The 16,587-nt window shown below is 69.4% G+C and carries 9 protein-coding genes; 4 read left to right on the top strand and 5 right to left on the bottom strand.

Annotated elements, in window-relative coordinates; translation table 11 throughout:
- The first annotated feature begins 29 nt into the window (after window positions 1-29).
- Together AC5L36_RS11610 and AC5L36_RS11605 are read left to right on the top strand one after the other, a co-directional pair.
- A complete protein-coding gene (locus tag AC5L36_RS11610) occupies window positions 30-5,738 on the top strand; it encodes an RHS repeat-associated core domain-containing protein (RefSeq protein ID WP_441215463.1) in 5,709 nt (1,902 codons plus the stop codon).
- Between the two features lie 103 nt (window positions 5,739-5,841).
- Window positions 5,842-6,768, top strand: a complete 927-nt coding sequence (locus AC5L36_RS11605) for a phosphotransferase family protein (protein WP_441215462.1) — start codon at window positions 5,842-5,844, stop codon at window positions 6,766-6,768.
- 114 nt (window positions 6,769-6,882) lie between these two features.
- Here the strand turns inward: AC5L36_RS11605 and AC5L36_RS11600 are convergent, their stop codons facing one another.
- Both AC5L36_RS11600 and AC5L36_RS11595 read right to left on the bottom strand, forming a co-directional pair.
- A complete protein-coding gene (locus AC5L36_RS11600; protein WP_441215461.1) occupies window positions 6,883-9,321 on the bottom strand; it encodes a non-reducing end alpha-L-arabinofuranosidase family hydrolase in 2,439 nt (812 codons plus the stop codon).
- A 462-nt stretch (window positions 9,322-9,783) separates the two neighbouring features.
- The gene (locus AC5L36_RS11595; RefSeq protein WP_441215460.1) at window positions 9,784-10,788 is read right to left on the bottom strand and encodes an RNA polymerase subunit sigma-70; all 1,005 of its coding nucleotides are present in this window, start codon (window positions 10,786-10,788) and stop codon (window positions 9,784-9,786) included.
- Window positions 10,789-10,880: 92 nt separating this feature from the next.
- Here AC5L36_RS11595 and AC5L36_RS11590 point away from each other — a divergent pair, with 92 nt between their 5' ends.
- Both AC5L36_RS11590 and AC5L36_RS11585 read left to right on the top strand, forming a co-directional pair.
- Complete coding sequence (locus tag AC5L36_RS11590; protein WP_441215459.1) at window positions 10,881-11,240, top strand: nuclear transport factor 2 family protein; 360 nt, start codon at window positions 10,881-10,883, stop codon at window positions 11,238-11,240.
- 249 nt (window positions 11,241-11,489) lie between these two features.
- Window positions 11,490-13,079: an FAD-binding oxidoreductase gene (locus AC5L36_RS11585; RefSeq protein ID WP_441215458.1), complete on the top strand. Its 1,590-nt coding sequence runs from the start codon at window positions 11,490-11,492 to the stop codon at window positions 13,077-13,079.
- Between the two features lie 182 nt (window positions 13,080-13,261).
- Here the strand turns inward: AC5L36_RS11585 and AC5L36_RS11580 are convergent, their stop codons facing one another.
- From AC5L36_RS11580 to AC5L36_RS11570, 3 genes are all read right to left on the bottom strand, one after another.
- Entirely contained in the window at window positions 13,262-15,430 is a 2,169-nt protein-coding gene (locus tag AC5L36_RS11580) for a CBM35 domain-containing protein (protein WP_441215457.1), read from the bottom strand.
- A gap of 348 nt (window positions 15,431-15,778) precedes the next feature.
- Window positions 15,779-16,192: a VOC family protein gene (locus AC5L36_RS11575; RefSeq protein ID WP_441215456.1), complete on the bottom strand. Its 414-nt coding sequence runs from the start codon at window positions 16,190-16,192 to the stop codon at window positions 15,779-15,781.
- A 63-nt stretch (window positions 16,193-16,255) separates the two neighbouring features.
- Complete coding sequence (locus AC5L36_RS11570; protein WP_441215455.1) at window positions 16,256-16,567, bottom strand: hypothetical protein; 312 nt, start codon at window positions 16,565-16,567, stop codon at window positions 16,256-16,258.
- Between the last annotated feature and the right edge of the window lie 20 nt (window positions 16,568-16,587).

Raw genomic sequence — 16,587 nt, 5'->3', positions numbered from 1 at the left:
GCTGGGGGATGAGTCTCGTGGGAGCACGTATGGCGACGCGTCGCGTCCTGTCCGCTGTGCTGGCGGCCGTCCTGATCGTCACGGCCGACCTCGCGGTGGAGCGGACCGCCGCCGAGGCCGCCGCCGGACCGTCCGTCCCGCTGCCGGACCTTCGATCGACTCCGCTCGAGCGGCAGGACATGACCTCCCGCCCGGCGGACCAGGCCAGCGACAACGCGTTGGACGGCGACCAGCTGGCCAGCGGGTCCACGCTGGAGGGCGCCGGAAATCCCACGGCGACGCCGTTGGCGCCGTCGTCGACCTGGCAGGTGTCCGCGCAGACGGGTGACTTCAGCTGGTCGTACCCGTTGCGCGTGCCACCGGCGCCGGGTGGGCTCGAGCCGGACCTGGCGTTGTCGTACGCGTCGTCGGCCGTGGACGGGCGCACCAGCGCCACCAACAACCAGGCGTCCTGGGTCGGTGAGGGCTGGGACCTGTCGCCGGGGTTCGTGGAGCGGGTCTACGGCGGGTGCGCCGACGACGCCGGCAACGGCCGGGGCGACCTGTGTTGGCGCAGCGACAACGCGGTGGCGTCCTACTCCGGCGGCGGCGGGCTGCTGATCTGTTGTGACGGCGACGGGAAATGGCGGGCGCAGGGCGACGACGGCTCGCGGATCGAGCGCCTGACGGGCGCCGGTAACGGCGACGACGACGGCGAGTACTGGAAGATCACTACGACCGACGGCACGCAGTACTTCTTCGGATCGCGGGCGGACGCGCAGTCGACCTGGACGGTGCCGGTGTACGGCGACGACGACCGCGAGCCGTGCCACGGTGCCACGTTCGACACCTCGCGGTGCGTGCAGGGCTGGCGGTGGAACGTCGACAAGGTGGTGGACCGGCACGGCAACCAGATCCTCTACGGGTACGAGCGGGAGACGAACTCGTACGGTGCGAACCTCAAGGACGCGGCGGTGTCCTATGTGCGCGGTGGCACGCTGCGGCATGTCGAGTACGGCGTGCGGGACGGCCAGCCGGCGACCGGGCGGGTCGAGTTCACGGTGGCCGACCGCTGCGTGCCCGGCAGCGACTGCGTCCTGAGCAAGAAGGACAACTGGCCGGACGTGCCGCTCGACGCCCGGTGCGAGGCGGCCACCTGCCCGGGCAAGTACTCGCCCACGTTCTGGAACACCAAGCGGCTGGCGAAGATCACCGCACAGGTGCGGGGCTCGGGCGGCGCCTTCACCGACGTGGACTCCTGGACGCTGGACCACAAGTTTCCCGACCCGGGCGACGGGGAAAAGGCCGGCCTCTGGCTCGCCGGCATCACCCACACCGGCCACGTGGGCGGCACCGCGCCGCTGCCGGCCGTACGCTTCGAGGGCACCAAGCTCGCCAACCGGGTGTACAAGGTGGACGGATACGCACCGCTCAACCGGTACCGGATCACGGGTGTGGTGTCGGAGTCCGGTGGTGTGCTGTCAGTCAAGTACGCCAGCCCGGAGTGCGTCGCCGGCGGCACGATGCCGGCCAAGCCGGAGTCGAACACGCTGCGTTGCTTCCCGGCGATCTGGGCCAAGAAGGACCACGCGGAGCGCACCGACTACTTCCACAAGTACGTGGTGGAGAGCGTGACCCAGTCCGACCGGCTGAGCACGTTCAGCGAGCAGGTGACGAGCTACGAGTACCTCGGCGGCGCGGCCTGGCACCACGACACGTCCGAGTTCACCAAGGACGACAAGCGCACCTGGAACGAGTTCCGCGGTTTCGGGCGGGTCGTGGTGCGTACCGGCAAGCCCGGTGACCCGAGCGGCCCGATCGGCAAGACCGAGCAACGGTTCTACCGCGGCATGCACGGCGACAAGCTGCCGTCGGGCACCCGGGCGGTGACCGTCCAGCCGAGCGAGGGGGAGGCCCGCACCGACGAGGACTGGCTGCGGGGTGTCCAGCTCGAATCGGTCGTGTACGACGGGGACACCGATCGGGTGGTGAGCAAGACGATCGACGAGCCGTCCTGGCAGGGGCCGACGGCGACCCGCGGTGCGCTGAAGGCGTACCTGGTCCGCACCGGCGCGAGCCAGTCGTACGTCGCGCTGGCCGCCGGTGGCTGGCGCGGCACCCGCACCGAGTCCACATACGACGACCGTGGCCTGCTGACCCGCACCAACGACCTCGGCGACACCGCGACGCCGGCGGACGACAGGTGCACCCGCGTCTGGTACGCGCGCAACGCGGACAGGTGGCTGCTGAGCTTCCCGTACCGTGTCGAGACGGTCGCGGTCGGCTGCGGCGCGGAGGCCTCGTTCCCGAAGGACACCATCGCCGACGTCCGCTCCGCCTACGACGGCCAGGCCGTCGAAGTGGCACCGGTCGCTGGAAACGTGACGCGGACCGAGTCCATTTCGGACGACAAGAAGTACGTCACGACGTCCACGGCGAAGTACGACGTGCACGGACGGGTCGTCGAGGCGGGCGACGCGCTCGGCCGTGCGACGAAGACGGCGTACGTCCCGGCGACCGGCGGGCCGGTCACCCAGACGGTCACCACCAACGCCTTGGGCCACGCGACGACCACGACACTCGCGCCCGCGTGGGGGCAGCCGACCACCGTCGTCGACGCCAACAAGCGCAAGACGGAGACCGCCTACGACCCGCTCGGCCGGACCGTGGAGGTATGGCTGCCCACCCGGCCGCGCGTCGTCGACGGGGTCGACTACGAGGGCAGCGCGAAATTCGCGTACCTGATCCGCGACGACGCGCCGTCGGTGGTCACCACCCGCAGGCTCGGGCCGAACGGAAACTACGTCACCAGCAAGGAGATCTACGACGGCCTGCTGCGACCGCGGCAGACGCAACGGCCGGCCAGCGGCGGCGGCCGGCTGCTGACCGACACCCGCTACGACTCGCAGGGCCGTGCCTACAAGGCCACTCAGCCGTACTTCAACGACGCCGTGCCGGACGACGCCCTCTGGGTGGCCAGCGACACCGAGGTGCCGGGCCTGACCACGACACGGTTCGACGGCGCGGGCCGCGCGGTCGCGCGGATCTACCAGAGCGGCGGCGCCGAACGGTGGCGCACGACGACCGCGTACGGCGGCGACCGGGTGCACGTCACCCCGCCGGCCGGCGGCACGGCCGCCACCACGATCACCGACGCCCGGGGGCAGACGGTCGAGCTGCGCCAGTACCACGGTGGCACACCGTCGGGCGGGTACGACGCGACGAAGTACACCTACACCCCGGCCGGCCAGCTCGCCACGGTCACCGACCCGGGCGGCAACACCTGGCGATACGGGTACGACGTGCGCGGCAACCAGACCCGGGCGGACGACCCCGACAAGGGTGTGTCCACGATGGAGTACGACGCCGCGGGCCAGCTCGTCGCGATGACCGACGCCCGAGACGTCAAGCTGACCCACGAGCACGACGCCCTCGGCCGCCGCACCGTCGTGAAGCGGGGAGACACGGTGCTGGCCGGGTGGAGTTACGACACCGCGACGAAGGGCAAGGGCCGGCTCGCCTCGTCCGTCCGGTACCTGGACGGCGCGGCGTACACCCGCACGATCGCCGGTTACACGCCGCTCTACCAGCCCACCGGGGTGACGGTGGCGGTCCCGGAGGCGGAGCAGACACTCGCCGGCTCCTACACCACCTACTACAGCTACAACCCGGACGGCAGCCCGTACGGCGTCACGCTGCCGGCGGTCGGCGACCTTCCCAAGGAGACGGTCAGCTTCGAGTACGACGACCTGGGCGCGCCGCGCACCATGTCCGGCGGGCTCGACCAGGCCGGCACCGCCTCGTACGTGACCGGCACGCAGTACACCCGATACGGCGAGCTGGCGCGCCTCCAGCTCGGCGACACCGGAAAGCGGGTGTGGCTGTCGCTCTACTACGAGGACAGCACCCGCCGCCTGAGCCGGACCATTGTGGACGCCGAACTGCCCAAGCCGGTGCAGGCCGACGTGCACTACGGATACGACCCGGCCGGCAACGTACTGTCCATCGCCGACACTCCGCCGGACGGTCCGGCAGACCGGCAGTGCTTCCGGTACGACCACGTGCGGCGCCTCACCCACGCGTGGACGCCCGCGGGGAGCTGCGCCGCCGATCCGGCGGTCGGCGACCTCGGCGGACCGGTGTCGTACTGGCAGTCGTTCACCTACGACGCCGTGGGCAACCGGCTCACCGAGACCCAGCACGCGCCGGGCGGCGACACGGTCCGGCGGTACGCGTACTCGGCCGCCGGCGCGCACGACCTCACCGCGGTCACCACGGCCGGCCCGGCCGGCACGAAGACCGACGAGTACGCGTACGACGCCACCGGCAACACCGTGAAGCGGCCGGGGCAGGACCTGACCTGGGACGCCGAGGGCAAGCTGGCGAAGGTCACCGGCGGCGACAAGTCGACCGAGTTCGGATACGACGCGGAGGGCGACCGGCTGATCCGCCGCGACCCGACCGGGCGGACGCTGTACCTGGCGGGGCAGGAGCTCCGGCTGGACGCGGCCACCGGCAAGAAGACCGCCACCCGGTACTACAGGTACGGCTCCGCCACGGTAGCGGTCCGGACCGCGGCCGGCGTGCGGTGGCTCGTCGGCGACCACCAGGGCACCGCCCAGCTGACCGTGGACAGCGCCAGCCAAGCGGTGACGCAGCGCCGGCAGACGCCGTTCGGCGTGGCGCGTGGCACGGCGGTGAGCTGGCCCACGGAGAAGGGCTTCGTCGGCGGCACACTCGACGCCGACGCGGGACTCACCCACCTCGGCGCCCGCGAGTACGACCCCGGCATCGGCCGGTTCATCAGCGTCGACCCGCTGATGAACCTCGCCGATCCGCAGCAGATGCAGGCGTACTCGTACGCCAACAACAGCCCGGTCACCCTGAGCGACCCGACCGGGCTCAGCCACTCGTGCCCGGACGGCGACTGCCGCAACGGCAAGGGCCCGGCCGGCAAGAACAAGCCGGCAACACCGGCCACACCACGGACTTTCACGCGAAGCTGCCCGGACGGCTACGGCTCCTGCCAGGCATCGGGCGGCTGGGCTCCGCAGTACTACGCACCCGTTCGGGCCAGCCGCGGCGAGTTCGAGGTCGGCCGCGGCCCCACCCGGACCCAGGCACCGGTTTGTGGAAGCAGCGCGGCCTTCCTCATGACGGAGGTGGGTATCTGGTGCAAGGGTCTGCGCAACCAGGGATACAAGCAGTACCAGCCGCCCGCGCCCAAGTGCGGTCTGGTAGACCTTCCGGGCACGAACAGCTTCGAGTGCGCGGCTTACCGGGAGAGCCGCCGACCCAAGCCGACGCCGCAGATGACGCACCACACCTGGCTCAAGGTGACCTGTTCGGCGGTGTCCGCGCAAGGCTTCTACGTCGCCGGAGGATTCGAGCAGTGCACATCCGCGGCCGAGCCAGACCTCGTTCTCAACGCCGTCAAGTTCGGTCCTGGCGTGGGAGCCGGCGTAGGGCTGGGTAACTCGGTGAAGCTCATCCAGGACGCGGAAAACCTGGACGGTGCGGCGGGCTTCGGGCTGACGCTCGAAGTCGGAGCCTCCGCCGGCCCCATCGGTATCAGCGGCTCAGCCGGCGGGAGCATCAGCGACGAACAAACCTTGACCAACCCCGCCTTCGGCTTGGGCTACTCGGGCGATCCCACCGACTTCCAGGAGTGGTCCGGAGTCAAGGCGGGCGCCAGTCTGACCCTCGAGTTCGGCTGGACATGTCTTGCGTCCAACCCGTACTGCGCGCCCCACTACTGACCGGTCGCCGTACCGGGCGGCCTTCTTGCCACAGAGGCCGCCCGGGATCGGGAACGCCGGAAAGCGGGTGCGTCGACGAACTGCCAGTCCTAGATTGCGTGGGGTGGAGCTTTCACATCTCGGCGCGCCGATCGGTCCGATGATCCGTGTCCACGGCGGGTTCGCCAACCGGATGTACCGGCTCGACACCGAGCAGGGGTCGTTCGCGGTGAAGGAGTTGAACCTCCTCGATCGCCGGTGGACCTATGGCGTCGAAGACGTGTTCAGGTTCGAGCGGGCGGCCTTCGCCGCTGGAATCCCGATGCCGGAGCCGATCTCGGCCAGTCACGACACGCTGGTCCACCGGTGGGTCGAGGGTGAGAAGGTGCCCGAAGAACCGGTGCCGGCGGCGTACGCGTTCGAGATCGGCGAGATTCTCGCGCGCATCCACGCGCTCGACGTCGCGTGGACCGGCGTCTCGACCGAGGAACCGGCGTCACGGGACTGGCCCGAGCTCGCCGAGCGGGCGACGGCGACCGGGCAGCCGTGGGCCGACGAACTTACCGCCCAGGTCGAGACGTTCCTCGCGATCGCCCACTTCGTCGACACCTGCGAGCGACCGGGCCCCGTCGTGTTGACCCACAAGGACATCCAACCGTGGAACCTGCTCTCTCGACACGGTCGGCCGGTGGTGCTCGACTGGGAGCTCTCGGGGATGCTCGACGTGTCCAGCGAGCTCGGCTCGACCGCGCTGAGCCTCGCGAAGGGGCCTGGCTTCGACGACATCCAGCCCGCCATCTTCCGCTCGGTCCTCGACGGCTACGTCGCAGCGGGCGGAGCGCTGCCGCCGTGGGGTCCAAGTTGGTTCGTGTTCATGATCGGCGGCTGGCTGGGGCACACGAGATGGAACATCCTCCGCTGCCTCGCCGGCGTCGAGGCCAGCACCGGCCCCGACCTCGCGCTGTCGCACGAGTCCGTGCGCAACGGCGTGCGCGGCCTCCCCGTCCTGTTCCGCCGCCTTCCACAACTCCAGGGGATGCTCAGGTGCTAACACCCGCGTCGTTCAACGGTGCCACCAGGGTGGTCGCGTGACGCGGGCGGGCCCGGCGTTGTGCCGAGCCCGCCCGTTTTCCGTCCGTCCCTGTTCAGGGATTTTTGGACGGCGTTAGCGCTGGAGGGTGAGCAGCCCGGGGCGGTAGGGCAGGAGGCCGTAGTCGCCGCCGGAGTTGGGGGACCGTCCCTGGTAGAGCAGCTGAAGGTTGCACGGGTCGACAGTCATGGTCTGGTCGGCGTTGGTGCGGATGAGTTCGCCGTGGCTGATGTCGTTGGTCCAGGTGGCGCCGCTGTTGGCCTTGCCGGCGAAGGGGTTGCTTTCACTGGTGGCTTGCGGCGTCCACGTACCGCCCAGGCTGGTGGCCGTGAACGAGCGGAAGTAGCGACCCTGGGAGCCGATCGCCTCGACGAGCATCAGGTACCGGTTCTGGCCCTGAAGCTTGTAGACCTGCACGCCTTCGAACAGGTTGTTCGTCGAGTCGGTCATGATCGTCGTGTAGTTCGAGCCGAAGCTGCCCGGGAAGTTCCCGATGGGCATGCTGGCCCGGTAGATGCGGCCGTTGTCGCCGGCGAAGAAGAGGTACATGTTCTGGTCGTCACCGATGAGGGCTTGGTCGATGGGGCCGGTGCTGGAGTCGGAGATGCTTCCGGTGAACAGCGTCTGCGGCGACGACCAACCGTTGGCGTTGGTGGGGTTGCTCGAAGTGCGGTACGAGAACGCGGGTCCACCCCACTGGTAGGCCAGCACCCAGATGTTCCTGGGGGCGAAGTAGAACAGTGAAGGCGCGACGGTCGCCGAAGACATCGCGTTCTGGGTGGCCGAGCCCATCTGGTTCCAGTTCGAGAAGAGGCTGAAGTTCATCGAGCCCCAGGTCGTTCCCGTGTCGTGCGTCGTCGCGTAGACCAGATGCTGGCCGTTGTACGGGGCGTAGGTGAAGTCCTTGAGCGAGACCCAGCCCGACCTCGGCTGCGCCAGCGCACCCGTCGAGGTCCAGCGGTACGACGACGGCAGAGAGCACATACCGCCGGTCGGCGTCGGCGTCGGTGTCGTCGTGGGCGGCGGTTGGCTGGGACCGCCGAGGGAGACGAGCCTGAATTGCTGGTTGGTTTGTCCGTGGCAGTCGTACAGCTGGATCTGTGCTCCGTTGGCGGTGCTCCAGACATCGAGGCACCGTCCGGATTGGACACCGCTGATGGTGCCGTTGGCGTTGATGTTCCACTGCTGGTTGGTCTGACTGTGGCAGGTGTAGATCTGGACCGCCGCGCCGTTGCCGGAACCCGCCGCGTCCAGACACATGTTGCTGTACACCCGTAGTTGCTTGCCGGACGTGTACGTCCAGGACTGGTTGGACTGCTTGTTGCAGTCGTAGAGCTGTACCCGGGTGCCGTTGGTCTGTGAGGCGTTGGTTACGTCGACGCACCGGCCCGACTGCGTGCCGACGATCTCGGAGGCAGAACTCGGTGGTGTGGTGGGTGAGACGGTCGGCGTCGGCGCCGACGTGGTGGGCGTGGGGCCCACGCTGTTCAGCGCGTCCAGTGTGGAGTTGTAGGCGGCCTTCTTGTTGCCGTTGCACTCGAACAGCAGCGGAGTGCCGCCGGAGCGCCACGAGTCGCAGTCCCGCACGCCCCACACGGTGATGCCGTTGCAGCGGGCCACCGCCAGGCAGTCGTTGACCACGTTGCGGTACGTGTTGGCCTGCGTGGTGCCGGAGCCCTCGATGTCCAGTTCGGTGATCTGCACGTCCACCCCGAGGGCGGCGAAGCTGGACAACGTGGTGCGGTAGTTGCTGTTGTACGGCGAGTTGGCGTTGAAGTGCGACTGGAACCCGACACAGTCGATCGGCACGCCGCGCTGCTTGAAATCGCGCACCATGTTGTAGACCGCCTGGGTCTTCGCCCAGGTCCAGTTGTCGGTGTTGTAGTCGTTGTAGCAGAGCTTCGCGTTCGGGTCCGCCGCGTCCGCGGCCCGGAACGCGGCCTCGATCCAGTCGTTACCCGTGCGCTGAAGGTTCGAGTCACGCCGCCCGCCGCTGTCACCGTCGGCGTACGCCTCGTTTACCACATCCCAGGAGTCGATCTTGCCTCGGTAGTAGGTGGCCACCCGGGTGACGTGGTTGAGCATCGCGTTGCGCAGCGTGGTGCCGGACATGTTCTGCATCCAGCCAGGCTGCTGCGAGTGCCAGGCCAACGTGTGCCCGCGCACCTTCCAGCCCCGGCTGATCGCGTGGTTGACGATCCGGTCCGCGTTGCCGAAGGTGAAGTTGTTCTGCTGCGGCTCGGTCGCGTCGATCTTCATCTCGTTTTCGGCGGTGACGCTGTTGAACTCGCGGTTCAGGATCGTGGTGTACGCGCTGTCGCCGAGCTTTCCACCCGCGACGGCGGCACCGAAGTACCGGCCGGACTGGGCCGCGGCCGCACCGAGGGTCGTCTCGGCCGCCTGGGCGAGATTGGGCAGCAACGAGACGGCAAGGACCGCAACTATCGCAGCAGTTCCGGAGAGGGAGAGCGCTCGTAGTCGGGTGCGTCTGGTGGGACGTGTTCGGGAAATCATGCGGATCCTCCAGCGTGGGATAGGAAAATCGCTGTCGCTGTTCGGGTGGTGGGCCCGCTCAGTTGGCGGCCAGACCGGGCCGGGATTCGTGTCACACATCCGCCCGTCGGCGTGTCGCTTTAGCCTGCCTGACCAGCGGGTATAGGGCCTGGTAAACAGGCTTGATCGACCGCCGAGGTGGTGGTGGGCGCTGGGCTCTCCAGGTGGGGGACGTGGGTCACCTGGCGGGCGGCTGGGCCTGATTGGTCGCGTGAGGCGCCTCCGGCAAACTACAAGATCATGTTAGCGTTCACAGTGATAGACGTCTTTCAGGCTGGCAGAAAGTCACAAGATTTTCAACCGGTAGTTTCAGGAAGCGGCCGATAGTTTTGGGGCCCGTGCTGGCCATCGGCCCGTGGCAGGAACCCGCACGGTCGACCGCGGCATCGCACGCCAAGAGCTGGCCAAGGCGGGGCTCGCCCGCTATCCCACCTTTTCCGGCAAGCCAAAGCGTGGCATCAGGTGGTTGGTGTGGAAGCGGGTGACGGCTCGAATCCGACCACCGGTCAGAGTGAGCACGATCAGCCCTCCCGAGCCGGCCGGCACCTGATCGGACTCGGCGTGGTAGACGCCGAAAGCCGGCTGGGTGTTGGCGCGGGCCGGCACCAAAACGGTTCGCCGGTTACCGGGGTACGCCATGCTGGTCCGGAGGAAGTCGGCGATCGCGGGGATGCCGTGATACTCGTGCGGCGCCGGCGGCATACTCAACCACGCGTCGTCGGTCAGGAGGGCGACGACCCGGTCGACGTCCGCCGCGGTAAACGCCTCGGCGAAGCGGCGGACCAGCTGCCGCTCGTCGCTCGACCCGGGCGCGGACAGCGCCGGCTGACCGGCGGTGCGGCGCCCGTCGAGCGCGGCGCGGGCCCGTTGGAGCGCGCCTTTCACGGCGGTCTCGGTGGTACCGAGCATGGTGGCGACCTCAGTGCTCGGGTAGCCGAGCACGTCGCGCAGGACGAGGGTCGCGGCCTGGCGTGGCGGCATCCGCTGGAGGGCGACGACGAACGCTAGCTCGACCGCCTCGCGCGTCTCGTACCGCGCCTCGGGGCCCGGTGCCGGCTCCGGCAACTGCTCCAGCAGGTCGTCCGGGTAGGGCTGGAGCCAGGTGACCTCGCCGCGCCGGCTCGGCTCCGGCGGCGTGAACGGCGGCACCGGCTCGGCCGGAACCCGGCGGCCCGCGTCGCGCAACGCGTTGAGGCAGCGGTTGGTCGCGATCCGGTAGAGCCAGCCACGCAGCGAGGCCCGTCCCTCGAAACGGGGCAGCCCGCGCCACGCCGCGATCAGCGTCTCCTGTAGCAGGTCCTCGGCGTCGGTCAGCGAGCCGAGGATGCGGTAGCAGTGCAGTTGCAGCTCACGCCGGTGCGGCTCGGTGAGGTCACGGAACGCGTCCTGGTCACCGGCCTGGGCGCGCTCCAGCAGGTTCCGGCCCACGAAAAGATCTTGCCATGCTTTCCGCGGGAGCGTTCCGCCCAGGCCTTCGGTGGTGTCTGAACGAACGGAAGGACGTACGAGAAGGAGATACCGTGACCGAGAACAGCACCGCCCTACAGATCGCGCTCGCCTACCACGAAGCGTGGACGACCAAGGATCTGGACCGCGCCATGTCCTACATAGCCGAGGACATCGTCTGCGACGCGCCGGCCGGCCGCATCGAGGGCGCCGAAGCGTACCGCGCGTTCATGGCGCCGTTCGTGCGGATCCTCCTCGACGCCAGGATGATCGCCGCGTTCGGCGACGAGCAGACCGCACTGGTCATGTACGACACGACGACCGTACCGGTGCCGAACGCGCCAGGCGCCGAATGTGTCACCGTCAAAGACAACAAGATCACCTACAGCCGGTTCCTGTTCGACCGCGCTCCCTTCGAGGCAGCCCGGCGATAGCCAGGTGGTGGGCGTCTTCGGCCGGCCAGCGTTTACGGAGCTGGCCGGCCGAAAAAGGTCACCGAGCCGGTGCGGGCGGTCCTCGTCCTACAGGGCGAGCTGACCCTCGCCCATGCCCGCCACGAGCTCGACTACCGCGAGGGGTAGTGCCAGCCCCACTCCGGTCCCTCCAGGCTGCCGGATGTCCATGCCGCGCGGGCGTCCGTAGCGTCGTTCGGACAGCGACGTCCACGCGGAGGAGACGCACCCATGTCCACGCCCACGCGACGAAACCTCTTGCGCACCACGGCCATCGCGGCCGCGGCCGGAGTCACCGTCCACTCTGGAGCCGCCGGCGCCGCCCCGGCGGAACAGCCGGCGCCCTTCGGCCCGGCGGTCGTCCCGCCCGGCGACCCGCGCTACCCCGACCTGGTCCGGCGCCGCTACAACCTCCGCTTTTTGGGCAACCCCGAGCGGGTACACGTGCTCGGCTCGACCGCGCAGGTGGTGCGCGCGGTGCAAGACGCGGTACGGGCCGGCAAGCGGATCGCCGTACGCAGCGGCGGCCACTGCTTCGAGGACTTCGTCGACAGCCCGCGGGTCCGGGTGGTGCTCGACCTGTCCGGCATGACCGGCGTGTACTACGACCCGCACCGGCGCGCGTTCGCGGTCGAGGCGGGCGCGACGCTCGGTGAGGTGTACCGGCGGCTCTTCCTCGGCTGGGGCGTGACGATCCCGGGCGGCTACTGCCCCGAGGTCGGCGCCGGCGGGCACGTCCAGGGCGGTGGGTACGGTCCGCTGTGCCGCCTCCTCGGCCTGGTCGTCGACCACCTGTACGCGGTCGAGGTCGTCGTCGTGAGCCGGGACGGCACCGCGCGCAGCGTGGTCGCGACCCGCGAGCCCGACGACCCGCACCGCGACCTGTGGTGGGCGCACACCGGCGGCGGTGGCGGCAACTTCGGCGTGGTCACCCGCTACTGGTTCCGCTCTCCCGGCGCGCGTGGCAGCGACCCCGAGCGGCTGCTGCCCCGCCCGCCGGCCTCGGTGCTGACGTTCTCGATGGAGTGGTCGTGGGACGGGCTCGGCCCGGAGGCGTTCGCCCGGCTGGTGCGCAACCATGGCCGGTGGTTCGAGCGGCACAGCGCGCCCGGATCGCCGTACGCCGGCCTCTACAGCGAGCTGCTGCTCTTCCGGCGCCCGTTCGGCCGGCACATGATGCTCGGTCAGGTCGCCGGCGAAAACGCCGAGCGGCTGCTGGACGAGCATGTCAGCGCGCTCGCCGACGGGTTCGCCCCGCCGTCCGCGCGCTCCCAGGAGCGGATGCCGTGGCTGGCCGCCGCGCTGCGCGGGCCTGGCGAGGACCCGGGCCGGTGGCGGCTGAAGTGCAAGGCCGCGTACCTGCGCCGGGCCTTCACCGACCGGCAGGTCGACGTCGTGTACCAGCACCTGACCAGCGACGTCCCGGGGCTGTTCAGCGGCACGGTCAGCCTCAACTCGTACGGCGGGCAGGTCAACGCGACAGCGCCCGACGCCACTGCGGCGGCCCAGCGCGACTCGATCCTCAAGCTCTTCTACCTGGCCGCCTGGCCCGACGCGGCCGGCGACGCCCTGCACGTGGGCTGGCTGCGCGAGTTCTACCGGGACATGTACGCGGACACCGGCGGCGTACCGGTACCCGGCGCGACAAACGACGGCTCCTTCATCAACTATCCCGACGCCGACCTCGCCGACCCCGCGTGGAACACCTCCGGCGTCACGTGGCAGACCCTCTACTACAAAGACAACTACGCCCGCCTCCGCGCGGTGAAGGCCCGCTGGGACCCGCGCGGCGTCTTCCGCCACGCCCTCTCCATCCGGTGAACGGGCGACCCGCGCACACCGCCGCCTGAGCGGCGTTGGGACGGGTGCTGGTCCCGGGCGGGGGGAAACGCCCGGGACCAGCGGTTTGGGTTATCGGCCGTAGCGGCTCTTGAGGTGGCGCCAGAAGTCGCGGAACATCCATCTGTCGAACTCGGTGATCTGGCTGGCGCTGCCGGCCCGCATCAGCCGATGGGGGCGGCGACGCGGATCAGGTCGAGGTCCGGGGCGTAGCCGCTCGTGGCGTTGCCGAATGTGATGGTGTTGGCGCCGGCCGCCAGGTCCACGTCGATGACGGTGGTCCTGAAAGTGGTCCAGCTCAACGTGTTGCGGAAGTAGACCCGCCGCGAAGCGCCGCCGTTGACACTGATGTCCGCGCCTCGGTCGACGATGTTGTTGTTGTACTGGTGGTTGCCGACGACCTCGGCGTTGGCGTACGCGACCACCATCCGGTACCGGCCCGCGGTCGGCACGGTGACGTTGTTGAACCGCAAGGTGTTGCCGGCGCCCGCGCCGACGAACCCCACGTGCTGGCCACCAGAGGCGCCGGTGTTGCTGCCCCGGGCGGCGGTGCCGGACAGCGTGTTGCCGCTCGCCTCGGCCTCGTACGAGGTGACCGTGCCGGTGGTCGCGGTGACGTCGACGTAGTCGAGGTTGACGGCGTCGCGGTCGTCTCCGGCGTACGCGTTGGCCTCGACGCGGCTGATGCCGGCGGGCAGGAACACCTTCGTGGTCACCGTGTTCCAGCTGTTCCAGTCGGCGGTGCCGGGCAGCGTGAGGTCGGTCAGGTCCGATCCGTTGAGCCGCAACCGGATCGACCGGTTGGCCGGGGCGCCGGAGAGCAGACCGGCCGAGTACCGCAGGCCCAGGTTGTAGTAGCCGTCCGAGGGCACCGTGACGACGAACTTGGTGCTGGCACTGGTGCTGGCACCGTAGCCCTCGACGAAGTAGGTGCCGGAGTAGCCGGTGTTGCCGCCGTAGGTGACGCGGGCACCACCGTCCAGGCGCGCGTACTCGGCCTGGTACCGAGACGCGCCGCCCACAGTGGACAGGTCCTTGTTCGGAGTGAGGATCACCTGGTAGGCGGCGGAGCCACGCAGCCCGGTCAGCGGGATCGTCACCTGGCCGCCGCTGGCGGTGTAGTCGCCCTCGGCCACGACGAACGGTCCGGACGACGGGTTCAGGCCGGACGAGTCCACACCCCACACGGTCGCGTGCACGGTGCCGCCGAGGAACGGCGCCGAGCCCAGGCCGCGGACCACGACGTTCGTGTCGTAGCTGCCGGATGGCGGGTTGTTGCCGCCGAAGACGACGCGGGCCTGCTGCTTGGCCGGGTCCACCGCGGCCAGCCCTTGCAGCGAGCCCCCGATCGAGGGCGGCGTGACGGCCACTGTGTTGCCGGTCAGCTCGCCGTACCACTTGTACAGCCACCAGCCGCCGGTCGCCTGGTTGTTGCGGGTGACCAGGTCGTTGAGGCCGCCGGCGGTGGTCCAGTAGGCCAGGCACGCGTCGACCTTGCTGGCCTCGAACTTGGCCACGTACTGCACCAGGTTGCCGGGCACGCCAAGGTCACCGTTCTGCCGCGCGTACTCGTCGATGGTGATCGGCCGCGGGCTGATCCCCAGGCTGCTTTCGATCGCCCGGAAGTCGTTGTAGTGGTTGTTCCAGTTGGCGAAGAAGTCGTTGCCCAACTCGTGCCACGTCGCCACGTCCGGCAGGACGTTGTTGTTCCGCGCGAACGTGAGGAACGCGCGCAGGTCCGCCGAACGGTAGCTGGCGAAGCCCGGCCCGGCGATGCGAGCGCTCGGGTCGATGGACTTGATCCGCTGGTACACGGTGCGCCAGTCGGTCAGGAACCGGCCCTGGAGCTGGCCGGAGTACCAGATCCAGTCGGGTTCGTTGAACGGCACGTACACGAAGAAGCCGCGGTTGGGGTCGGCCACCACCTTGCGGGCGATCGTGTCCACCTTGGACAGGTAGTCGTTGATACCCAGGTTGTCGTACGGCCAGTTCGGATAGATGTCCTGCATGTAGATCTCGATCTGGCGGCCGCCGGCCCGCTTGAACATCGGCGCCACCCGCAGGGCGTCCCCGTTCGGGTGCTGTAGGCCGTCCGGCGCCTTCTGCGCGGCGACCTGCGGCTTGATCGCGGACAGCATCGTCTCGTTCGGGATGCCTTCGTCACCGAGGCCGTACAGGAATCCCGTCGCGCCGTACCGCAAGGCGCCGGTGTTCGCCGCCAGGTCGACGGTCAGCTGGGACGGTGCGGCACTGGCCACGCCGCCTGGCAGTGCCGACGCCAGCAGTACCGCCAGCGCGGCGGTGGCGAGGAGTTTTCGACGTATCGGTCTCATGGGGGAGCTACCTCCGTGGGTTTTGAGCAGCGTCAGCCGCATGCGCGTGCGGAATCATGGCGTGGGCTGCCCGGCGCCCAACGGCATCCGATGCGAGATGCCAGCAAGTAGTGTGACCGGTCACACGCATCAACGAAAGTCGCTGTTACCATTCTGTTACATTGACGGACCTGACCGGGCGGGTTCAGCCGGGCAGGTTGTCAACGCAGTTGGCGATGGTCACCCGGCCACCGACACCAGCCCGGTCGCCACCACAGGCGAGGCGTCCTGCCCGTCACCGCGGGCACGGAAGGCGGTGACCAAAGCGCGGACACCGAGCGCGAACGGCACCAGCCCAAGCAGCCCGACCTAGCGCGCGGCGGCCTCGGTGCGGGCGTTGAAGACCAGCTCCCAGACGTGCCCGTCGGGGTCGCTGAAGTAGCCCATGTACGAGCCGTCATGGTCCGCTGCCGGCCCAGGGACCGAACCCCCGGCTACCCCGGCGCGCGTGAGGATGTCGTCCACTTCCTCTTTGCTGCCGATCGCGCACGAGAAGACACACGCCCCCGGCGTGGCGGCGTCGACCGGCGGGACACCGGCGCGGTCGGTGTACGTCGCGTACTCAGACCGCTCGATCAGGAACAGCGACAGGTTCGGCAGCTCGAACGCGATCATCCCCTCGTCAATCTCGGGGTTTGTTAGTTGTAGACCGTCGCGATAGAAGCGCAGCGACTTCTCGACATCCGCGACGGGCAACGAAACGACGACAGTCACAGGTCTCATCCGGACCACCCTAATGCGCGGCTTCACCGCCGTGACGCTCTCGGGGTACGGCTTGCGCGCAAGCTATATGTAGCCGCCTTCTCGGCACGCCGCCAGCAGGTCCTGAACCATTCCGCGCAGGTCGCCCGCCTGATTTCCCACTGCGGCCGCCGCCGCGTACGCGGCCAGCAGCTGCGCCTGCCGGCTGATGTCGGGGTTGGATGACTGCGTGCCGACCTCGCCCGCGGCGGCCAGGTCCGCCGGGGTCGCCCCGCCGGCCGCCTCGATCGCCTTCAACGAGTCACACATCTGCTGGCCAGCGGCGTCGGTGGAGGTCGACGACGATTCGCTCGGTAAGGCCGGGGTCGTCGCGGCGGCCGTGGCCGGCGTTGCCACCGCGCTCGATGACGCTGTGG

The organism is Phytohabitans sp. LZ39, from assembly GCF_059359075.1.
The sequence above is the reverse complement of the archived record's forward strand: the minus strand, read 5'-3'. Positions and strand labels throughout refer to the sequence as shown.

Excerpts from the sequence above, each read along its gene's own strand:
- AC5L36_RS11610 (WP_441215463.1), top strand. The coding sequence starts at position 30 with ATGGCGACGCGTCGCGTCCTGTCCGCTGTGCTGGCGGCCGTCCTGATC.
- AC5L36_RS11600 (WP_441215461.1), bottom strand. The coding sequence starts at position 9,321 with ATGATTTCCCGAACACGTCCCACCAGACGCACCCGACTACGAGCGCTC.
- AC5L36_RS11585 (WP_441215458.1), top strand. The coding sequence starts at position 11,490 with ATGTCCACGCCCACGCGACGAAACCTCTTGCGCACCACGGCCATCGCG.
- AC5L36_RS11580 (WP_441215457.1), bottom strand. The coding sequence starts at position 15,430 with ATGAGACCGATACGTCGAAAACTCCTCGCCACCGCCGCGCTGGCGGTA.
- AC5L36_RS11575 (WP_441215456.1), bottom strand. The coding sequence starts at position 16,192 with ATGAGACCTGTGACTGTCGTCGTTTCGTTGCCCGTCGCGGATGTCGAG.